The sequence below is a fragment of the Paractinoplanes abujensis genome, from assembly GCF_014204895.1.
Classification (GTDB): Bacteria; Actinomycetota; Actinomycetes; order Mycobacteriales; family Micromonosporaceae; genus Actinoplanes; species Actinoplanes abujensis.
Genome location: NZ_JACHMF010000001.1, coordinates 149,565 through 174,314, shown reverse-complemented (window position 1 = coordinate 174,314; position 24,750 = coordinate 149,565). Strand labels below are relative to the sequence as shown.

General features: G+C 70.0%; 2 protein-coding genes (both running past the window's edge). Both read right to left on the bottom strand.

Annotation, left to right across the window (positions count from 1 at the left end):
- On the bottom strand, nucleotides 1-8,534 hold the start of the coding sequence (locus BKA14_RS00575) for a type I polyketide synthase (protein WP_184948993.1). The gene continues 13,882 nt to the left of window position 1, outside the view; only the first 8,534 of its 22,416 coding nucleotides appear in the window; its start codon is at nucleotides 8,532-8,534; the stop codon falls past the left edge of the window.
- Nucleotides 8,534-24,750, bottom strand: partial view of a type I polyketide synthase gene (locus tag BKA14_RS00570; RefSeq protein ID WP_184948992.1) — the 3' portion only. 15,079 nt of this gene lie beyond the right edge of the window; the window shows 16,217 of its 31,296 coding nt (coding positions 15,080-31,296); its start codon lies beyond the right edge, outside the window; it ends in the stop codon at nucleotides 8,534-8,536. The genes BKA14_RS00575 and BKA14_RS00570 overlap by 1 nt, the downstream gene beginning before the upstream one ends.

Here is a 24,750-nt window from a genome sequence, read left to right as displayed (position 1 = left end):
AACAACGAACTCGGCCGCCGCAACGTGTACGTCGGCACAAACGACGGCCAGTCGAACCCGGCCACCGCGACCGTCCCCTCACCGGCATCCAAGATCTGACCGAGAGCGCGCATACCCCGCTCCGCGTCGATGCCTTCCATCCCGAAGTCCAGCAGCCGATCACCACCCTCACCGGCCGCCATACCCACACCGGCCCACAACCCCCACACCACCGAGGTCGCGACCAAACCCCGAGCCCGGCGGCTCTCACACAACGCGTCCAGATAGGCGTTCGCCGCCCCGTACGCACTCAACCCCCCACTACCCCAAGTACCAGCACCCGAGGAATAGAGAACGAACGCGTCCAGCTGACGATCAGCCGTGAGCTCATCGAGCAGCGCCGCACCACCGGCCTTACCCGCCAGCACATACGCCAAGTCCTCCGCGGTCACCTGCTCCACCGGCCGCTGCAAACCCACGCCGGCCGCATGGAAGACCGACGACAACTCCGGACCGACCCACTCCAGCAGACCCGAGACCGCGCCCCGGTCGGCGATATCGGCGGCCACCACATCCACCCCGGTGCCCGCCCCGGCGATCGACGCCACCAGCTCAGCCACCCCACCGGCGGCCGGACCGGACCGGCTCGTCAACACCACCCGCCCGGCGCCACGCTCAGCCACCCAACCAGCGGTGATCGCACCCACCCCGCCCGTGCCCCCGGTCACCAGCACCGAGCCGGCGGGTGTCCATGACCCCTTGCTCGACGGCCGGGGTACACGCTCCAGCCGCCGGCCCATGATTCCGGCCGGGCGGATCGCGACCTGATCCTCACCATTACCGGCCAGCACCGACACCAACCGGTCCCCCGCCTTGCCGTCCAGCACCGCAGGCAGATCGATCAAACCACCCCACCGATCGGCCAGCTCCAGACCAGCCACCACGCCGAGACCCCACACCTGCGCCTGCACCGCACTGAGCACCGGATCACCGGCACCAGTACCGACCGCACCCCGGGTCAGCACCCACACCGGCGCCGACAACCCCGCCCGCAACACGCCCAGAGTCGCCACCAAACCCGAACCACTGTCCAACGCCGCCGTCGACACCACCCCGGCCACACCGGAACCATCAATACCGGCAAGCTGCTCCACCCCGGACACACCAACCACCTCGGCGCCCCGCCCGGCCAGCACCGAACCGACCCCCTCGACGTCGACGCCCACCACCAGCCACCGGCCCGACAACACCGCCCTGGAGTCCGCGACCGGGGCCCACGACACCCGATAACGCCAGTCGGCCACCGCCGCGTCGGCCTGACTGCGCCGCCGGTAGTCGGCCAGCGCGGGCAGCAGGTCGCTCAGGCCACCGCCGTCGATGTTCAGCGTGGCGGCCAGCTCGTCCGGGTCGCCGCCCTCGACCGCGGCCCAGAACTCGGCATCACCGGCCGAGACCTCCCGGACGCCCACGGGTTGCCCCTCCGGCCAGTAGGAGCGCCGCTGGAACGCGTACGTGGGAAGGTCGACGGCGCGCCCGCCGTGCAGGACGGCCGGCCAGTCCAGGGTCACCCCGGCTACGTGCGCCTCGGCGAAGGACGTCAACAGCCGCAGCCCACCACCGTCATCACGGCGCAGCGTGCCGATCGTGATGTGGTCCTCGATCACCGGGATCAGCACCGGATGCGGAGACACCTCCACGAACACACCGTGCCCGGACTCGGCCAGCACCCGGACCGCCCGGTCGAACTCCACCGGCTCCCGCAACGACGCGTACCAGTAGCCGGCATCCATCTCGGGACCGGACAACCACTCTCCGGTCAACGCCGACACCATCGGAATGTCCGCGGGGCGGGGAGCGACACCCGCCAGCACGCCCAGGATCTCCGCGCGCAGCTCCTCGACCTGCGGGCCGTGCGACGCGTAATCCACCGGGATGAGCCGGGTGCGCACCACGTCACCACAGGCGTCCTGCAGCTCCCGCAGTGCTGACGGCTCACCGGAAACCACCGTGGCGGACGGGCCGTTGACCGCAGCCACCGCCAACCGATCACCAAAACCGGAAAGACGAGAACGCACCGCCTCAACCGACTCCGCGACCGACAACATCCCGCCCCGGCCCGCCAAAGCACCCAAAGCCTTACTGCGCAACGCGACAACCTTCGCCGCATCCTCCAGCGACAAGATCCCGGCCACCGCAGCCGCCGCGATCTCACCCTGCGAATGACCCACCACCGCGTCCGGTCGCACACCGGCCGCCTGCCACACCGCGGCCAGCGACACCATCACCGCCCACAACGCGGGCTGCACGACACTCGCGGCCTCGAACCCGTGCCGACCCGCCAGGACGTCGTCGAGGTCCCAATCCACGTACGGGGCCAAAGCACGACCGCACTCCGCGAGCCGGACCGCGAACACCGGCGACGACTCCGCCAGCTCCCGGCCCATCCCGACCCACTGACTGCCCTGACCGGGGAACACGAACACCGTCCGGCCGATCCCGCCGGGAGCGACCAGGCCGGTGACCACATCGGGTGCGGGCCGGTCGGTCGCCAGCGAGGCCAGCCCTGGCAGTGAATCCTCGCCCAGCACGACCGCCCGGTGGTCGAACACCGTCCGGGTGGTGGCCAACGACCAGGCCACATCAGCGGGATTGAGGTCGGGCCGGCCGAGCAGGTGCTCGCGCAGCCGACCCGCCTGACCCGCCAACGCCGCCGCGCTACGCCCGGACACCAACCACACGGGCAGGCTCGGCGCCAGCACCGGCAAGCCTTCGGGCTCGTCCGCCGGCATCGGTTCCGCGACCGGCGCCTCCTCGATGATCACGTGGGCATTCGTGCCGCTGATGCCGAACGCCGAGACCCCAGCTCGGCGCGTCCGTTCACCGGCCGACCAGTCGCGGGCCTGCTGCAACAGCCGAACGGTGCCCGCAGACCAGTCGACGTGTGACGACGGCGTCTCGGCGTACAGGGTCTGCGGCAGCTTGCCATGACCTAGAGCGAGGACCATTTTGATCACACCGGCGATACCCGCGGCCTGCTGCGCGTGCCCGATGTTCGACTTGATCGACCCGACCCACAACGGCTCGCCCGCAGGCCGGTCCTCGCCATAGGTGGCCAGCAGCGCGCCGGCCTCGATCGGGTCACCCAGCTCGGTCCCGGTCCCGTGCGCCTCGACCACGTCGACATCGGCCGCGGAGAGGCGGGCGTTGGCGAGGGCGGCGCGGATCACCCGCTGCTGCGACGGACCGTTCGGCGCCGACAGGCCATTCGACGCACCGTCCTGGTTGACCGCGCTGCCCCGGATCACCCCCAGCACCGGATGCCCATTGCGGCGGGCGTCGGAGAGCCGCTCCAGCATCACCATGCCGGCCCCCTCAGCGATGCCCATGCCGTCCGAACCCTCCGCGAACGCCTTGCACCGGCCGTCGGAAGCCAGCACCCGCATCCGGGAGAACCCCACAAACTCCATCGGGTCGGCCATCACCATCACGCCACCGGCCAGCGCCATCGAGCACTCACCACCACGCAACGCCGTCACCGCTTGGTGAAGAGCCACCAGCGACGACGAGCACGCCGTATCCACCGACACCGCCGGGCCGACCAGACCCAGCACGTACGAGATCCGGCCCGACAGAACGCTCAGCGCGTTACCGGTGATCAGGTGCGCCTCGGCTTCCGGGTCGCCGCTGGCCACCGCGATGTAACCGGAGGTCGCGGCCCCGACGAAGACGCCGGTCATCGAGCCCTTCAGCGAGGCCGGGTCGATGCCCGCCCGTTCGATGGCCTCCCACGAGGTTTCCAGCAGGAGCCGCTGCTGCGGATCCATCGCCAACGCCTCACGCGGACTGATCCCGAAGAAATCAGCATCGAACTCGGCCACCCCGGTGACGAAGCCGCCCTCGGTGACATACGTCGAACCCTCAGCGTCCGGGTCCGGATCGAACAGCGCTTCGGTGTCCCAGCCGCGATCAACGGGGAAACCAGAAATCGCGTCACCACCATCAGCCAGCAGGTCCCACAACTCCTCCGGGCTGCGCACACCACCCGGATAACGACAGGCCATACCCACAATCGCGATGGGTTCGGTCGGTGCCTGCACCACCACCGAGGTCACCTGCCGGGCATCCGAACCCAGCAGCCGAGTAATGATCTCCTCAGCCAGCGCTTTCGGGCTCGGATGGTCGAACACCACCGTCGAGGGCAATCGGACCCCGGCCGCGGTGTTGAGCCGGTTCCGCAACTCGACCGCGGTCAGCGAATCGAAGCCGACATCACGAAACGCCCGCTCGGCCGGGATCTCCTCCGCCGACTCCAGACCCAGCACCGCCGTCGCGTGCGACCGGACCAGGTCGATCACCGTCCGCAGACGCTCCGCGACCGGCATGGCGGCCAACAGCGACGCGTACTCACCGCGACCGGCCGCCTCAGCGACGGCGGCCCGCTCAGCCTCCTCGACCGCTTCCGGAATCGTGTCGAGCAGGGGCCGCGGGCGGGCGGCCCGGAACACCGGGGCGAAGCGGTCCCACTCCACATCGGCGACCGCGATGAACGTCTCGTCCTCGGCCAGGATCTCACCCAACGCCGTCAGCGCCTTGGTGGTCTCCAGGAAGTTCATACCCTGCCGACGCAGCCGGCTCGGCGTCACCGCCCCCGCGCCCTGCTCCATCGCCGCGTCGACCGCAGCCCAATCGCGGGTGTCCCACACACCCCACGCAATCGACGTCGCCGGCAAACCCCGAGCCCGCCGCTGCTCAGCGAACCCGTCCAAGAACGCGTTCCCCGCCGCATACGCGCCGTGATCGTTACTGCCCCAGGTGGCCGAGATCGACGAGAACAACACGAACTCGTCCAAATCGAGACCGCTGGTGGCCTGATCCAGATGCACCGCTCCCAGGGCTTTCGCGCCCAAGGCGGCGGCCAAGCCTTCACGTTCGGTGTTCTCCACCCACGCCAGGTACGGCAGGTTCGCCGAATGCAGGACCGTCGACAAGCCGGGGCCGGTGTTCTCGATCCAGCCCACCATGCCGGCGACCTGCTCGGGTGAACCCAGGTCACAGCTCAACACCTCGACCCCGGAACCGCCCGTCGCGACCGAGGCAGCCAACGTGGCGACACCCGGCGCGGACGGACCCGACCGCGATGTCAGGACCACCCGCTGCGCACCCCGACCGGCCAGCCATTCGCCGACACTGACACCGATCGAACCGGTGCCACCGGTCAGCAGGACCGTGCCCCGCGGCGTCCACGACCTCACCGGGCCCCGCGCCTGCGCATGCACCAACCGCCGAACAAACACACCATCAGGGCGCAACGCAGCCTGATCCTCGACCCTCTGCGCCAGCACCGACACCAAACCATCACCAGCACGGGCGTCGAACTCCACCGGCAGATCGATCAGCCCACCCCACAACCCCGGACGTTCCAGACCCACCGCCCGGCCCAGACCCCACACCGCCGTCTGCGCCGGACTGCTCGTCACCTCACCAGCACCGGTCTGCACCGCGCCCCGCGTCAGCACCCACACCGGCACCTCGACACCGGACTGCTGCACCGCTCTCACCAGGTCCACGGTGGCCGCGGTGCCGCGCGGCACCCACGGGAACTCGGCATCCGGGGTCTCGTCCAACGCCAGCAGCGACACCACACCCACGGCGCCGGCCAGGACAGAATCCAGGCCGTCAACACCGGTGGTGACGACCTCGGCGCCACGACGGGTCAGCGCTTCGGCGATCGCCGGGGCGGACGGGTCGTCCCCGACCAGCAACCACGTGCCGTGAAGCGGACCGGCGGGCATGTCGGCCGGCTGCCAGGTGATGCGGTAGCGCCAGTCGTTCACCGCCCAGGCGGCCCGCGCGGTCACCTGTCGTATTTCCGGCCAGAACCGCCGACGTTGGAAGGCGTACGTGGGCAGGGGAACTGTCTCTCCGCGGCCGAGCACAGCGGCCCACTGCACGGGCACGCCGCTCACGAACGCCTCGGCGAACGACGTCACCAGGCGCTGGGCACCGCCGTCGTCGCGGCGCAGCGTGCCGATCGTGATCTGATCCTCGATCACCGGGACCAGCACCGGATGGGGAGACGCCTCCACGAACACCCCATGACCGGAGCCGGCCAGCACCCGGACCGCCCGGTCGAACTCCACCGGCTCCCGCAACGACGCGTACCAGTAGCCGGCATCCATGTCCGGACCGGACAACCACTCACCCGTCAACGCCGACACCATCGGAATGTCCGCCGCGCCCGGCGCGATCCCGTCCAGCACCGCCAGGATCTCCGCGCGCAACTCCTCCACCTGCGGGCCGTGCGACGCATAATCCACCGGAATCAACCGGGTCCGCACCACATCACCGCAGGCGTCCTGCAGCTCGCGCAGTGCTGACGGCTCACCGGAAACCACGGTCGCGGACGGGCCGTTGATCGCGGCGATCGACAGCCGGTCACCGAAGTCCGCGATCCGGTCCTGCACCGCGCCGACCGGCTCGGCGATGGACAGCATCCCGCCCCGGCCCGCCAAAGCACCCAAAGCTTTGCTCCGCAGCGCGACCACACGCGCCGCGTCGTCCAGCGACAGAATCCCGGCCACCGCAGCCGCCGCGATCTCACCCTGCGAATGACCAACGACAGCGTCGGGCTGCACACCGGCGGCTCGCCACACCGCGGCCAGCGACACCATCACCGCCCACAACGCCGGCTGCACCACGTCAGCGGCCTCGAACCCGTGCCGACCCGCCAGGACGTCGTCGAGCTCCCACTCCACGTACGGAGCCAAAGCCGCCGCACACTCCGCCAGGCGGGCCGCGAACACCGGCGACGCCCCCGCCAGCTCCCGGCCCATCCCGACCCACTGACTGCCCTGACCCGGGAACACGAACACCGTCCGGCCGATCCCGCCGGGAGCCACCTGACCACTCACCACACCCGGAGCGGGCTGCCCAGTCGCCACCGAGGCCAGACCGGCCACCAGGTCCCCGCCCAGCACGACCGCGCGGTGCTCGAACACCGACCGGGTGGTAGCCAGCGACCAAGCCACGTCAGCGGCGTTCAGGTCCGGCCGAGCGATCATGTGCTCCCGCAGCCGCCCCGCCTGATCCGCCAGGGCCGCCGCGCTGTGACCCGACACCAGCCACGCCGGAACACCTGGCACCACCGGCTCGACCACCGCCACCGGCACCTCAGCCGCGGCCGGCGCCTCCTCGAGGATCACGTGCACGTTGGTGCCGCTCACCCCGAACGCCGACACACCAGCCCGGCGCGGCCGATCCCCGGCCGGCCAGTCCCGCGCTTGCTGCAACAGCTCGACGTGGCCGGCCGTCCAGTCGATGTGCGCGGAGGGGCTCTCGGCGTGCAGGGTCCGCGGGAGGTGCTCGTGCCGCAGTGCCAGCACCATCTTGATGATCCCGGCCACGCCGGCGGCGCACTGCAGGTGTCCGATGTTCGACTTGACCGAGCCCAGCCACAGGGGCCGGCCCTCCGGGCGGTCCTGTCCGTACGTGGCGAGCAGCGCGCCCGCTTCGATCGGGTCGCCCAGCGCGGTCCCGGTGCCGTGCGCCTCGACCACGTCGATCTCACCGGTGGTCAGCTGTGCGTTGGCCAGGGCGGCGCGGATCACCCGGCGTTGCGACGGGCCGTTGGGCGCGGACAGGCCGTTGGAGGCGCCGTCCTGGTTGACCGCGCTGCCGCGGACCACGGCCAGCACCTGATGGCCGTTACGGCGCGCGTCGGACAGCCGCTCCAGGAGGAGCACGCCGGCGCCCTCGCCCCAGCCGATGCCGTCGGCGCCGTCCGCGAACGCCTTCGAGCGTCCGCTGGCCGCCATGCCGCCCTGCTCGGCGAACTCCATGAACGCGCCCGGCGACGTCATCACGGCTACCCCACCGGCCAGCGCCATCGTGCACTCACCGCCGCGCAGCGCGGTCACCGCCTGGTGCAGAGCCACGAGCGAGGACGAACACGCCGTGTCGACGGTGACCGCCGGACCCGTCAGACCCAGCACGTACGAGATCCGGCCGGAGATGACCGAGGAGACCGTGCCGGTCAGGCGGTAGCCGTCCAGGGTCTTGTCGTCCGGCGGCAGGACGCTCTCGTAGCCCGAGCCGCTGGCGCCGATGAAGACACCCGTCGCCGAGCCGTGCAGGGAGGACGGGGCCAGACCGGCCCGCTCGATGGCCTCCCACGCCGTTTCCAGCAGCAGCCGCTGCTGGGGGTCCATGGCCAGCGCCTCACGCGGGTTGATGCCGAAGAACACGGCGTCGAAGTCCGTGGCGTCGTAGACGAAACCGCCCTCCCGGACGTACGACTGGTTGGATCCGCCGAATTCCTCCTCGAACGCCTCCCAGCCACGGTCGGCCGGGAACGGCGAGATCACGTCGCGGCCCGCGGTCAGCAGCTCCCAGAACTGTTCGGGGCCACGTACGTCACCCGGGTAGCGGCAGCCCATGCCGACGATGGCGATCGGCTCGCGCGCGCCGGACTCCAGCTTGCGGACCCGTTCACGAGCCTCGTAGTGGTCGGCCGCAAGCTTCTTCAGGGTCTCGAGCAGCTTCTTGTCGTCAGCCATCACGCGCCTCCGAGTTCCTTGTTGATGAAGTCGAGCACCTCGTCGGCGGAGGCATCGACGAGCTGCCCGGCCACGGTTTCCCGGCCGGACTCGCTGGGGGCGGTGGCATCGTCCGATCCACCGCTGCGCAACCAGCGGGACAGCATGGTCTGCATGCGTTCGGTGATGTCCGGGCGCGCATCACCGACGTCCTGCATCGACTCCAAGGCCACGGCCAACTGGTCCAGGACGTCCAGGACGGATCCTTGCGGCAGAGCGCCGACGGTCTTTCCGACCAGTTCCTCGCGGATGAACTCGCCCAGAGCGGCCGCGTTCGGGTAGTCGAACACCAGTGACGACGGCAGCCGCACCCCGACCGCGGCCGACAGGCGGTTGCGCAGCTCCACCGCACCGACCGAGTCGAAGCCCAGGTCCTTGAACGCCCGCTGCGGAAGCACCGCCTCGGCCGAGTCGTGACCCAGCACCGCCGCCGCATGCGCCCGTACGGTCTCCGTCAGCACCTGCCGCTGCTCGGCCGGCGGCATACCCCGCAACCGGGTCACCAGCTCGGACCCGGCGGGATCCTCCACCGGCCGCTGCTCGGCCTCGAGGATCGCGCGGACCTCAGGCAACGCCGACAGCAACGGGCTCGGCCGCCGCAACGTGTACGTCGGCACAAACGAGGCCCAGTCGAACCCGGCCACCGCGACCGTTCCCTCGCCGGCGTCCAGAATTTGACCGAGGGCGCGCATGCCCCGCTCGGCGTCGATGCCCTCCATTCCGAACTCCGACAGTCGCTGCCCGCCACTACCGGCGGCCATACCCACACCGCTCCACAGGCCCCAGGCGATCGATGTCGCCACCCGGCCGTGCGCCCGGCGGTTCTCGCACAGCGCGTCCAGATAGGCGTTCGCCGCCCCGTACGCACTCAACCCCCCACTACCCCAAGTACCAGCACCCGACGAGAACAGAACGAACGCGTCCAGCTGACGATCAGCCGTGAGCTCATCGAGCAGCGCCGCACCACCGGCCTTACCCGCCAGCACATACGCCAAGTCCTCCGCGGTCACCTGCTCCACCGGCCGCTGCAAACCCACACCGGCCGCGTGGAACACCGACGACAACTCCGGACCGATCCGCTCCAGCAAACCTGTGACAGAGGCGCGGTCGGCGATGTCGCACGCCACTACCTCCACCGCGGCTCCGGCCGCCGCGATCGACGCCGCCACCTCGGCCACCCCACCGGCGGCCGGACCCGACCGGCTCGTCAACACCACCCGCCCGGCGCCACGCTCGACCACCCAACCAGCGGTGATCGCACCCACCCCGCCCGTGCCCCCGGTCACCAGCACCGATCCTCGAGGTGTCCACGAGCGTCCCGTCACCGGCCGAGGCGCACGCTCCAGCCGCCGGCCCATGATTCCGGCCGGGCGGATCGCGACCTGATCCTCACCGTTACCGGCCAGCACCGACACCAACCGGGACGCCGCCCGCGCGTCCAGCACCGCAGGCAAATCGATCAGGCCGCCCCACCGATCGGCCAGCTCCAGGCCGGCCACCAGGCCGAGACCCCACACCTGGGCTTGGGCCAGGCTGCGCACCGGGTCACCGGGGCCGGTGCCGACCGCACCCCGGGTCAGCACCCACAGCGGCGCGGAGATGCCTGCCCGCACCAGATCCACGGTGGCCGGTAGCCCGGCCGGCACCACCGGGTAGGCCGGATGCGGGCTTTCCGTCAGGGCCAGGACCGATACGACACCGGTGACACCGGTGGTGTCGATCGAGGCGATCCCCGACAGGTCAGGAACCTCGATGACCTCGGCACCGCGCTCGGCCAGCACCGAACCGATGCCCTCGGTGTCGTCACCGACCACCAGCCACCGGCCGGTCAGCACCGCCTCCGTGTCGGCGACCGCAGCCCAGGTGACCCGATAACGCCAATCAGCCACCGACGCATCCCCACGCTCCCGGCGGCGCCAATCAGCCAGCGCATCCACCCCGATCTCGGACGGATCCACACCCAGCAACTGCGCCAACGCGCCCGCGTCACCCTGCTCCACCGCAGCCCAGAAACCCGCCTCCACCGACGAACCCGACCACGCCTGCACCACCCGCTCAACCGGCCGCGGCCAGAAATACCGCCGCTGGAACGCATACGTCGGCAGCGCAACCTTCTCGCCACCGCCCAGCACAGCCCGCCAGTCGACTACCACCCCGGCCACGAACGCCTCAGCCAACGAGGCCAGCAGCCGCTGGGCGCCACCCTCGTCCCGCCGCAGGCTGCCCACCGTGATCTGGTCCTCGATCACCGGGACCAGCACCGGATGCGGGGACACCTCCACGAACACCCCGTGCCCGGAGCCGGCCAGCACCCGCACGGCGCGGTCGAACTCCACCGGCTCGCGCAACGACGCGTACCAGTAGCCGGCATCCATCTCGGGACCGGACAACCATTCACCCGTCAACGCCGACACCATCGGAATGTCCGCCGCGCGCGGGGTGATGCCGTTGAGAGCGGCCAAGATCTCGGCGCGCAGCTCCTCGACCTGTGGGCCGTGCGACGCGTAATCCACCGGGATGAGCCGGGTGCGCACCGCATCACCGCAGGCGTCTTGCAGCTCGCGCAGCGCCTCGGTTTCGCCCGAGACCACCGTCGACGACGGGCCGTTGACCGCCGCCACCGCCAACCGATCACCAAAACCGGAAAGACGAGAACGCACCGCCTCAACCGGCTCCGCGACCGACAACATCCCGCCCCGGCCCGCCAAAGCACCCAAAGCCTTACTGCGCAACGCGACAACCTTCGCCGCATCCTCCAGCGACAAGATGCCCGCCACCGCAGCCGCGGCGATCTCACCTTGCGAATGACCCACCACCGCGTCCGGCTGGACACCGGCCGCCTGCCACACCGCGGCCAGCGACACCATCACCGCCCACAACGCAGGCTGCACCACATCAGCGGCCTCAAAACCGTGCCGACCCGCCAGAACGTCGTCGAGCTCCCAATCCACGTACGGAGCCAAAGCACGACCGCACTCCGCCAGCCGGGCCGCGAACACCGGCGACGCCCCCGCCAACTCCCGGCCCATCCCGACCCACTGACTGCCCTGACCCGGGAACACGAACACCGTCCGGCCCGCACCCGCCGGCACCTCACCGGTGATCACCCCGGCCGCCGGCCGGCCCGTAGCCACCGACAGCAGACCCAGCACCGGATCCGCACCCAGCACGACCGCCCGATGGTCGAACACCGACCGAGTCGTGGCCAACGACCAAGCCACACCAGCGGCATCCAAATCCGGCCGGGCGAGCACGTGCTCGCGCAAACGACCCGCCTGACCCGCCAACGCGGCCGCAGTGCGGCCCGACAACATCCACACGGGCAGGCTCGGCGCCAGCACCGGCAAGCCTTCGGGCTCGTCCGCCGGCATCGGTTCCGCGGCCGGCGCTTCCTCGATGATCACGTGGGCGTTGGTGCCGCTGATGCCGAAGGCCGAGACCCCAGCGCGGCGCGTCCGGTCACCGGCCGACCAGTCGCGGGCCTGCTGCACCAGCCGAACATTGCCCGCACTCCAGTCGACGTGCGACGACGGCGTCTCGGCGTACAAAGTCTGCGGGATCCGGCCGTGCCGCAACGCCAGCACCATCTTGATCACACCAGCCACACCCGCGGCCTGCTGCGCATGCCCGATGTTCGACTTGATCGACCCGATCCACAACGGCGCATCCCCGGCCGGACGTTCCTGACCATACGTCGCCAAGAGTGCTTGCGCCTCGATCGGATCGCCCAGCGACGTGCCGGTGCCGTGCGCCTCCACCACATCAACGTCAGCCGCCGACAACTGGGCATTCGCCAGGGCGGCCCGGATCACCCGCTGCTGAGAAGGACCGTTGGGGGCGGACAATCCGTTGGAGGCACCGTCCTGGTTGACCGCGCTCCCCCGGATCACCGCCAGCACCTCGTGACCGTTGCGGCGAGCATCCGACAGGCGTTCCAGCATCACCATGCCGGCCCCCTCGGCCATGCCCATGCCGTCCGCGCCATCACCGAACGCCTTGCATCGGCCGTCCGACGACAACGCCCGCATCCGGGAGAAGCCGACGAACTCCATGGGGTCGGCCATCACCATCACGCCGCCGGCCAGCGCCATCGAACACTCACCGGACCGCAGCGCCTGGGCTGCCTGATGCAACGCCACCAGCGACGACGAACACGCCGTGTCCACCGAGATCGCCGGGCCGACCAGACCCAGCGCGTACGAGATCCGGCCGGACAGAACGCTCAGCGCGTTACCGGTGATCAGGTGCGCCTCGGCGTCCGGGTCGGCGGCGGCCGCGTCGAGATAACTGGAGGTGGCCGCGCCGACGAACACGCCGACCCCGGCGCCCTTCAGCGAGGCCGGGTCGATGCCGGTCCGCTCGATGGCCTCCCACGAGGTCTCCAGCAACAACCGCTGCTGCGGATCCATCGCCAACGCCTCACGCGGACTGATCCCGAAGAAGTCGGCGTCGAACTCGGCCGCCCCGGTGACGAAGCCACCCTCGGTCACATACGTCGAGCCCTCGGCGTCGGGGTCCGGGTCGAACAACCCTTCGGCGTCCCAGCCCCGGTCGGTGGGGAACCCGGAGATCGCGTCGCCCCCGTCGGCCAGTAGATTCCACAGCTCTTCCGGGCTGCGCACGCCGCCGGGGTAGCGGCAGGCCATGCCCACGATCGCGATGGGTTCGGACGGCGCCGCCACGGACACGGTCACCGCGGGCTCGGCGGATCCGGCACCGAACAGGTCGGTGAGGATCTGCTCGGCCAGGGCCGCGGGGCTCGGGTGGTCGAACACCGCGGTGGACGGCAACCGGACGCCGGCCGCCGTGTTCAGTCGCTTGCGTAGCTCAACCGCGGTCAGCGAATCGAACCCGACATCACGAAACGCCCGCTCGGCCGGGATCTCCTCCGCCGACTCGAAGCCCAGCACCGCAGTCGCGTGCGACCGGACCAGGTCGATCACCGTGCGCAGACGCTCCGCGACCGGCATGGCGGCCAGCTGTGACGCATACCCGCCGCGTTCGGTCGTCGCAGTCGCCGGGGCCGGCTCGGCTTCCTCCCGCGCCTCGGGAATCGTGTCCAGCAGCGGCCGCGGCCGAGCGGCCCGGAACACCGGCGCGAACCGATCCCACTCCACATCAGCGACCGCGATGAACGTCTCGTCCTCGGCCAGAATCTCACCCAACGCCGCCAGAGCACGGTCGGTCCGCAGGAAATTCATCCCCTGCTTCCGCAACCGGCTCGGCGTCACCGCCCCCGCACCCTGCTCCATCGCCGCATCGACCGCAGCCCAATCGCGGGTGTCCCACACACCCCACGCAATCGACGTCGCCGGCAAACCCCGAGCCCGCCGCTGCTCAGCGAACCCGTCCAGGAACGCATTACCCGCCGCATACGCGCCGTGATCATTACTGCCCCACGTAGCCGAGATCGACGAGAACAACACGAACTCGTCCAGATCCAAACCCATCGTGGCCTGATCCAGATGTACGGCGCCCAGGGCCTTCGCCCCCAGCGCGGCGGCCAAGCCTTCACGTTCGGTGTTCTCCACCCACGCCAAATACGGCAGATTCGCCGAATGCAACACCGTCGACAAGCCCGGACCCGAGTCCTCGATCCAGTCGACCATGCCCGCGACCTGCTCCGGCGAACCCAGGTCACAGCTCAACACCTCGACCCCGGAACCGCCCGTCGCGACCGAGGCAGCCAACGTGGCGACACCCGGCGCGGACGGACCCGACCGCGACGTCAGGACCACCCGCTGCGCACCCCGACCGGCCAGCCATTCGCCGACACTGACACCGATCGAACCGGTGCCACCGGTCAGCAGGACCGTGCCCCGCGGCGTCCAGTCGCTTGCCGGTACGACGTGGGACGCCCGGATCAGCCGGCGGACGAACACGCCCCCGGGGCGCAGCGCGGCCTGATCCTCGACGTTCTGCGCCAGCACCGACACGAGACCGTCACCGGCGTGAACATGGAAAGTGGCGGGCAGGTCGATCAGACCGCCCCACAGCCCCGGACGTTCCAGACCCACCGCCCGGCCCAGACCCCACACCGCGGTCTGCGCCGGACTGGTGATCCGGTCATCCGCACCGGTCTGGACCGCGCTCCGGGTCAGCAGCCATACCGGCACTTCGACACCGGACTGCTGCACCGCTTTCACCAGGTCCACGGTGGCGGCGGTGCCGCGCGGCACCCACGGGAACTCGGCGTCCGGGGTCTCGTCCAAAGCGAGCAACGACACCACACCGGCCGCGCCGGCCAGGACCGCGGCAGTCACGTCCGCCGCACCGGCCACCCGAACCACCTCGGCGCCGTGCCCCGTCAACGCCTCCACGATCGACACCGCATCGCGGTCCTGGCCGACGACGATCCACGTGCCGCCCAGCGGGCCGGTGGAGATGCCGGCCGGCTGCCAGGTGATGCGGTACCGCCAGTCGTCCAGCGACGTGCTCGCAACTTCCGGCAGCTCGGGCCAGAACCGGCGCCGCTGGAACGCATACGTCGGCAGCGCGACCGTTTCCCCGCCACCCAGAATCAGCGACCAGTCGACGCTCACACCGGCCACGAACGCCTCGGCGAACGAGGTCAGCAGACGCTGGGCACCGCCGTCGTCACGGCGCAGCGTGCCGATCGTGATCTGGTCCTCGATCACCGGGATCAGCACCGGATGCGGGGACGCCTCCACGAACACCCCATGGCCGGAGCCGGCCAACACGTGGACGGCACGGTCGAACTCGACCGGCTCGCGCAGTGACGCGTACCAGTAGGCGGCGTCCATCTCGGGACCGGCGAGCCATTCGCCGGTCAGCGCCGACACCATGGGGATGTCCGCCTCACCCGGCGTGATGCCGTCCAGCACCGCCAGGATCTCCGCGCGCAGTTCTTCCACCTGCGGGCCGTGCGACGCATAGTCCACCGGGATCAACCGGGTACGCACCGCATCACCACAGGCGTCCTGCAGCTCTCGCAGCGCTGACGGCTCACCGGACACCACGGTCGCGGATGGGCCGTTGACCGCCGCCACCGACAGTCGGTCACCGAAGCTCGCGATCCGTTCCCGCACCGCGCCGACCGGTTCGGCGACCGACATCATCCCGCCTCGGCCCGCCAGAGCGGACAAAGCCCTGCTGCGCAACGTGACCACACGCGCCGCGTCGTCCAGCGACAGGATCCCGGCCACCGCAGCGGCCGCGATCTCACCCTGTGAATGACCGACAACCGCGTCCGGCTGCACACCGGCGGCCTGCCAGACCGCGGCCAATGACACCATCACGGCCCACAACGCGGGCTGCACGACGCTCGCGGCCTCGAACCCGTGCCGACCGGCCAGGACGTCGTCGAGTTCCCATTCCACGTACGGAGCCAAAGCCGCCGCACATTCGGCCAGGCGGGCCGCGAACACCGGAGACGAATCCGCCAACTCCCGGCCCATCCCGACCCACTGACTGCCCTGGCCAGGGAACACGAACACCGTCCGGCCGATCCCGCCGGGTGCGACCTGACCGCTCACCACACCCGGAGCGGGCTGGCCCGTCGCGATCGACGCCAGGCCCGCCGGCAGATCCTCACCCAGCACGACGGCGCGGTGCTCGAACACCGACCGGGTAGTAGCCAGCGACCAAGCCACGTCAGCCGCGTTCAGGTCCGGCCGAGCGATGATGTGCTCGCGCAGCCGACCTGCCTGACCGGCCAGGGCGGCCGCGCTATGACCCGAGACCAGCCACGCCGGGAGGCCCGGCAGCACCGGCTCGACCACCGCAACCGGCGCGGTGACTGCGGCCGGCGCTTCCTCCAGGATCACGTGGACGTTGGTGCCGCTCACCCCGAACGCCGACACACCAGCCCGGCGCGGCTGACCGGTGTCGGGCCAGTCCCGGGCCTCTTGCAGAAGTTTGACGTTGCCCGCCGACCAGTCCACGTGTGACGACGGAGTGTCCGCATGCAGCGTTTGTGGCAGATGACCGTGCTGCAGTGCCAACACCATCTTGATCACACCAGCGACACCGGCGGCGGTCTGCAAATGACCGATGTTCGACTTGACCGAACCCAGCCACAGGGGCCGGTCCTCGGGACGGTCCTGCCCGTACGTGGCCAGCAGCGCACCGGCCTCGATCGGATCACCCAGCGAGGTGCCCGTCCCATGGGCCTCCACGGCATCGACGTCAGCGGCAGTCAACTGCGCATTCGCCAGCGCGGCACGGATCACCCGGCGTTGCGACGGACCGTTCGGCGCGGACAGGCCATTCGACGCGCCGTCCTGGTTGACCGCACTACCCCGGATCACCGCCAGCACCTGATGACCGTTGCGCTGGGCGTCGGAGAGCCGTTCCAGGAGAAGCACGCCGGCGCCTTCACCCCAGCCGATCCCGTCGGCCGAGTCCGAGAACGCCTTGCAGCGGCCGCTGGACGCCATGCCGCCTTGCTCGGCGAATTCCATGAACGCGCCGGGCGACGTCATCACGGCTACACCACCCGCGAGGGCCATCGTGCACTCACCGCCGCGCAGTGCCGACACGGCCTGGTGCAACGCGACCAGCGATGACGAACACGCCGTGTCGACAGTCAGGGCCGGGCCGGTCAACCCCAGCACGTACGAGATCCGGCCCGACGCCACCGACGACACCGAACCCGTCAACCGGTAGCCGTCGAGGGTCTTGTCCTCGACCGGCAGACTCGCCTCATAACCGGAGTGACTCGCACCGATGAACACGCCGGTCGCCGAACCGTGCAGCGCTGACGGGGCCAGGCCCGCGCGTTCGATGGCCTCCCACGCGGTTTCCAGCAGCAGCCGCTGCTGCGGATCCATGGCCAGCGCTTCACGGGGGTTGATGCCGAAGAAGCTCGGATCGAAATCAGCGACGTCGTAAACGAAGCCGCCTTCCCGCACGTAGGACTGGCCCGACCCGCCGAATTCCTCCTCGAACGCTTCCCAGCCGCGGTCGGCCGGGAACGGCGTGATCACGTCGCGGCCCGCGGTCAGCAGGTCCCAGAACTGTTCGGGGCCACGCACGTCACCCGGATAACGGCAGCCCATACCGACGATCGCGATCGGCTCACCACCGGCCGCCGCCACCACCTGCACCGCGCCGTCGGAAGTGGCCCCACCAACCAGCTCACCGCGAATGAACTCGGCCAGAGCCGCCGCGTTCGGATAGTCGAACACCAGCGTCGACGGCAGGCGTACCCCCACCGCGGCCGACAGACGATTCCGCAACTCCACCGCACCGACCGAATCGAAGCCCAGATCCTTGAACGCCCGCTGCGGCAACACCGCCTCAGCCGACTCATGACCCAGCACCGCCGCCGCATGCGCCCGTACGGACTCCGTCAGCACCTGCCGCTGCTCGCCCGGCGACATACCCCGCAGCCGGGTCACCAGCTCAGAACCTGCCGGCTCCTCCGCCGGCCGCTGCTCGGCCTCGAGGATCGCGCGGACCTCGGGCAGACCCGACAACAATGGACTCGGCCGCCGCAACGTGTACGTCGGCACAAACGAGGCCCAGTCGAACCCGGCCACCGCGACCGTCCCCTCACCGGCATCCAAGATCTGACCGAGAGCGCGCATACCTCGCTCGGCGTCGATGCCTTCCATGCCGAAGTCGAGCAGCCGGTCACCGCCCTCACCGGCCGCCATGCCCACACCGGCCCACAGGCCCCACACGATCGAGGTCGCGGCCAAGCCCCGGGCCCGGCGGCTCTCACACAAAGCGTCGAGGTGAGCGTTCGCTGCCGCATATGCGCTGAGCCCACCGCTCCCCCAGGTCCCCGCACCCGACGAGAACAAGACGAAAGCGTCCAACTCACGATCAACGGTCAGCTCATCGAGGGACGTCGCACCACCGGCCTTGCCCGACAGCACATACGCCAAGTCCTCCGCGGTTACCTGCCCCACCGGCCGCTGCAAACCCACACCCGCCGCATGGAACACCGACGTCAGTGCCGCACCGGACGTGTCGATCCAGTCCAACAGGCCGGCCACAGCACCCCGGTCGGCGATGTCGCACGCCACCACCTCCACCGCGGCACCAGTCCCGGCGATCGCGGCAGCCCGTCCCGCCACCCCATCGGCCGCCGGGCCCGACCGGCTTGTCAACACCACCCGCGCGGCGCCGCGCTCAGCCACCCAACCAGCGGTGATCGCACCCACCCCGCCCGTGCCCCCGGTCACCAGCACCGATCCTCGAGGTGTCCACGAGCGTCCCGTCACCGGCCAAGGCGCACGCTCCAGCCGCCGGCCCACCATTCCAGCCGGGCGGATCGCGACCTGATCCTCACCGTTACCGGCCAGCACCGACACCAACCGGGACGCCGCCCGCGCGTCCAGCACCGCGGGCAGATCGATCAGGCCACCCCACCGATCGGCCAGCTCCAGACCAGCAACGACACCAAGACCCCACACCTGTGCCTGGACCGGATCCACCGCAGCATCGACAGCCGCACCACCCCGGGTCAGGACCCACAACGGTGCCACACCGTCCAACGTCCGCAGCAGGTCCAGAGTCGCCAGCACGCCCGCCGAGACGACATCCGAACCGCCGGACAGCCCGCCGTTCAACGCGGTTGTCGACACCACCCCGGCCAGACCGGAGCCATCGATGCCGGCAAGCTGCTCCACCCCGGACACACCAACCACCTCGGCACCGCGCTCGGCCAGCACCGAACCGATGCCCTCGGTGTCGTCACCGACCACCAGCCACCGGCCCGACAACACGGCCCTGGAGTCAGCGATCGGGGCCCACGACACCCGATAACGCCAGTCGGCCACCGCCGCGTCGGCGCGCTCCCGGCGGCGCCAGTCGGTCAGCGCGCTCAGCGCGACCTCGGCCGAGTCCACGCCCAGGAGCTGCGCCAAGGTGTCCGCGTCACCCTGCTCGACTGCGGCCCAGAAGCCCGCCTCCGCGGGAGTGCCCGCCGATGCCTCGGCCGCCGCCGAGGTTTCCGCCGGCTGGGGCCAGAAGTGCCGGCGCTGGAAGGCGTACGTCGGCAGCGCGACCGTCGCCCCGCCACCCAGCACAGCCCGCCAGTCGACCTCCATTCCGGCCACAAACGCCTCAGCCAACGAGCTCAGCAACCTCTGGACGCCACCCTCGCCCCGCCGCAGCGTGCCCACCGTGATCTGGTCCTCGATCACCGGGACCAGCACCGGATGCGGGGACACCTCCACGAACACCCCATGCCCGGACTCGGCCAGCACCCGGACCGCCCGGTCGAACTCCACCGGCTCGCGCAACGACGCGAACCAGTAGCCGGCATCCATCTCCACGCCGGTCAGCCAACGACCGGTCAACGCCGACACCATCGGAATCACTGCCAGGCGCGGAGCTACACCCGCCAACACCTCCAAGATCTCCGCACGCAGTTCCTCCACCTGCGGACCGTGCGACGCGTAATCCACCGGAATCATCCGCGTCCGCACCGCATCACCACAGGCAGCCTGCAACTCCCGCAGTGCCTCGGTTTCGCCCGAGACCACCGTGGCGGACGGGCCGTTGACCGCCGCCACCGCCAACCGATCACCAAAACCGGCGATCCGTTCCCGCACCACGCCGACCGGCTCCGCGATCGACAGCATCCCGCCCCGGACCGCCAAAGCACCCAAGGCCTTGCTGCGCAGGGCGACCACCTTCGCCGCGTCGTCCAGCGACAAGATCCCGGCCACCGCAGCCGCCGCGATCTCACCTTGCGAATGGCCTACCACCGCGTCCGGTTGGACACCGGCCGCCTGCCAGACAGCGGCCAGCGACACCATCACCGCCCACAACGCCGGCTGCACCACGTCAGCGGCCTCAAAACCGTGCCGACCCGCCAGAACGTCGTCGAGCTCCCAATCCACGTACGGGGCCAAAGCACGACCGCACTCCGCCAGCCGGGCCGCGAACACCGGCGACGCCCCCGCCAACTCCCGGCCCATCCCGACCCACTGCGAACCCTGACCCGGGAAGACGAACACCGTGCGACCCACACCGCCGGGAGGCACCTGACCCGTGACCACTCCGGCCGCCGGCCGGCCGGTCGCCACCGAGGCCAGCCCGGACAACCGGTCCTCACCCAGCACGACCGCCCGGTGGTCGAACACCGACCGGGTTGTCGCCAGCGACCACGCCACGTCACCGGCGCGGAGATCCGGCTGCGCGATCAGGTGCTCCCGCAGCCGATCGGCCTGATCGGCCAGCGCCGTCCCGCTCCGGCCCGACAACAGCCAAGCCGGTACGTCTGAGGCCAGCACCGGCAGGCCGTCGGGTTCTTCTGCCGGCGTCGGTTCCGCGGTCGGCGCTTCCTCGATGATCACGTGGGCATTCGTGCCGCTGATACCGAACGCCGAGACCCCCGCCCGGCGCGTCCGATCACCAGCCGACCAGTCCCGCGCCTGCTGCACCAGCCGGACATTGCCCGCAGACCAATCCACATGCGACGACGGTGTCTCCGCGTGCAACGTTCGGGGTAGCACGCCGTGCTGCAACGCCGACACCATCTTGATCACACCGGCGATACCCGCGGCCTGCTGCGCATGCCCGATGTTCGACTTGATCGACCCGACCCACAACGGCGCATCCCCGGCCGGACGTTCCTGACCGTACGTCGCCAAGAGTGCTTGCGCCTCGATCGGATCGCCCAGCGACGTGCCGGTGCCGTGCGCCTCCACCACATCAACGTCAGCCGCCGACAACCGCGCATTCGCCAGGGCGGCCCGGATCACCCGCTGCTGAGAAGGACCATTCGGCGCCGACAAACCATTCGACGCACCATCCTGATTAACCGCGCTCCCCCGAACAACCGCCAGCACCTCATGACCGTTGCGACGAGCATCCGACAGGCGTTCCAGCATCACCATGCCCGCACCCTCGGCCATGCCCATGCCATCCGCGCCATCACCGAACGCCCTGCACCGGCCATCCGACGACAACGCCCGCAACCGCGAAAAACCCACAAACTCCGACGGATCAGCCATCACCATCACACCACCGGCCAACGCCATCGAACACTCACCCGACCGCAACGCCTGCGCAGCCTGATGCAACGCCACCAACGACGACGAACACGCCGTATCCACCGAGATCGCCGGACCCACCAAACCCAGCACATACGAAATCCGGCCCGACAACACACTCAACGCATTACCCGTAATCACATGCGCCTGCGTATCCGGACTCCCACCAACCGCCGTGATGTAATCCGACATCGTCCCACCAACAAAAACACCAGTAGACGACCCCTTCAACGAAACCGGATCAATACCCGCCCGCTCAATGGCCTCCCACGAGATCTCCAACAACAACCGCTGCTGCGGATCCATCGCCAACGCCTCACGCGGACTGATCCCAAAGAAATCAGCGTCGAACTCGGCCACCCCGGTGACGAAGCCGCCCTCGGTCACATACGTCGAACCCTCAGCGTCCGGGTCCGGATCGAACAGTCCCTCGACGTCCCAGCCCCGATCGGCGGGGAACCCGGAAATCGCGTCACCACCATCAGCCAGCAGATCCCACAACTCTTCCGGACTGCGCACACCACCGGGGTAGCGGCAGGCCATACCCACGATCGCGATGGGTTCGGTCGGTGCCTGCACCACCACCGAGGTCACTTGCCGGGCGTCCGAACCCAGCAGCCGGGTGATGATCTCCTCAGCCAGCGCTTTCGGGCTCGGATGGTCGAACACCACCGTCGAGGGCAATCGGACCCCGGCCGCGGTGTTGAGCCGGTTCCGCAGCTCGACCGCGGTCAACGAGTCGAAGCCGACATCACGAAACGCCCGCTCGGCCGGGATCTCCTCCGCCGACTCCAGACCCAGCACCGCCGTCGCGTGCGACCGGACCAGGTCGATCACCGTCCGCAGACGCTCCGCAACCGGCATGGCGGCCAGCTCTGACGCATACCCGCCGCGCTCGGCCGTCGCGGTCGCCGGGGCCGGCTCGGCTTCCTCCCGCGCCTCGGGAATCGTGTCCAGCAGCGGCCGCGGCCGAGCGGCCCGGAACACCGGCGCGAACCGATCCCACTCCACATCAGCGACCGCGATGAACGTCTCGTCCTCGGCCAGAATCTCACCCAACGCCGCCAGAGCACGGTCGGTCCGCAGGAAATTCATCCCCTGCCTCCGCAACCGGCTCGGCGTCACCGCCCCCGCACCCTGCTCCATCGCCGCATCCACGGCGTCCCAGTCACGGGTATTCCACACGCCCCAGGCGATGGACGTTGTGGGCAGGCCCCGGCCGCGGCGCTGTTCAGCGAACCCGTCCAAAAACGCGTTCCCCGCCGCATACGCGCCGTGATCGTTACTGCCCCACGTAGCCGAGATCGACGAGAACAACACGAACTCGTCCAGATCCAGACCCATCGTGGCCTGATCCAGATGCACCGCACCCAACGCTTTCGCGCCCAGCGCGGCGGCCAAGCCCTCACGTTCGGTGTTCTCCACCCACGCCAAATACGGCAGATTCGCCGAATGCAACACCGTCGACAAGCCAGGACCCGAGTCCTCGATCCAATTGACCATGCCGGCGACCTGCTCCGGCGAACCGAGATCGCAGCTGAGGACCTCGACCCCCGAACCACCGCCGGCCACTGACGCGGCCAACGAGGCGACACCCGGCGCGGACGGGCCCGACCGCGACGTCAGCACCACCCGCTGCGCACCCCGACCGGCCAGCCACTCACCCACGCTCACGCCGATCGATCCGGTGCCACCGGTCAGCAGGACCGTGCCGCGGGGCGTCCACGGCACAACCGTGTCACGAGTCTGCGCGTGCACCAGCCGTCGGACGAACACACCATGGGGGCGCAGCGCAGCCTGATCCTCGACGTTCTGCGCGAGCACCGACACCAGATCATCACCAGCGCGGGCGTCGAACTCCACCGGCAGATCGATCAGCCCACCCCACAACCCCGGACGTTCCAGACCCACCGCCCGGCCCAGACCCCACACCGCGGTCTGCGCCGGACTGGTCGTCACCTCACCGGCACCGGTCTGCACTGCGCCACGCGTCAGCAGCCAGACGGGAACGTCGAGCCCAGCCTGGTGCACCGCTTTCACCAGGTCCACGGTGGCGGCGGTGCCGCGCGGCACCCACGGGAACTCGGCGTCAGGCGTCTGGTCGAGTGCCAGCAGCGACACGACACCACTCGCGTTCGTCAGCATCGTGGCGTTCAGCTCGTCCGGATCGTTCACCCGGAGAACGTCGGCGCCGTGCACGGTCAAGGCTTCCGCGATCGACGTCGCGTCCGGGTCGTCGCCCACCAGGACCCACGTACCCGACAGCGCGTGGTTGGTGAAGCCGGCCGGCTGCCAGGTGATGCGGTAGCGCCAGTCATCGAGGGGTCGGCTGGGCGGGGCGGCCACCTCGGGCCAGAACCGGCGTCGCTGGAACGCATACGTCGGCAACGCGACCGTTTCCCCGCCACCCAGAATCAGCGACCAGTCGACGCTCACACCGGCCACGAACGCCTCGGCCAGCGAGGTCAGCAGACGCCGCCCATCACCGTCGTCACGGCGCAGCGTGCCGATCGTGACCTGATCCTCGATCACCGGAACCAGCACCGGATGCGGGGACACCTCCACGAACACCCCATGCCCGGACTCGGCCAGCACCCGGACCGCCCGGTCGAACTCCACCGGCTCGCGCAACGACGCATACCAGTAGCCGGCATCCATCTCAGGACCGGACAACCACTCACCCGTCAACGCCGACACCATCGGAATGTCCGCCGCGCCCGGCGTGATCCCGTCCAGCACCGCCAGGATCTCCGCGCGCAGCTCCTCCACCTGCGGACCGTGCGACGCGTAATCCACCGGAATGAGCCGGGTACGCACCACGTCACCACAGGCAGCCTGCAACTCCCGCAGCGCTGACGGCTCACCGGAAACCACCGTGGCGGACGGGCCGTTAACCGCAGCCACCGCCAACCGATCACCAAAACCGGAAAGACGAGAACGCACCGCCTCAACCGACTCCGCGACCGACAACATCCCGCCCCGGCCCGCCAAAACACCCAAAGCCCTACTGCGCAACGCGACAACCTTCGCCGCATCCTCCAGCGACAGAATCCCGGCCACCGCAGCCGCCGCGATCTCACCCTGCGAATGACCCACCACCGCGTCCGGTCGCACACCGGCCGCCTGCCACACCGCGGCCAGCGACACCATCACCGCCCACAACGCGGGCTGCACGACACTCGCGGCCTCGAACCCGTGCCGAC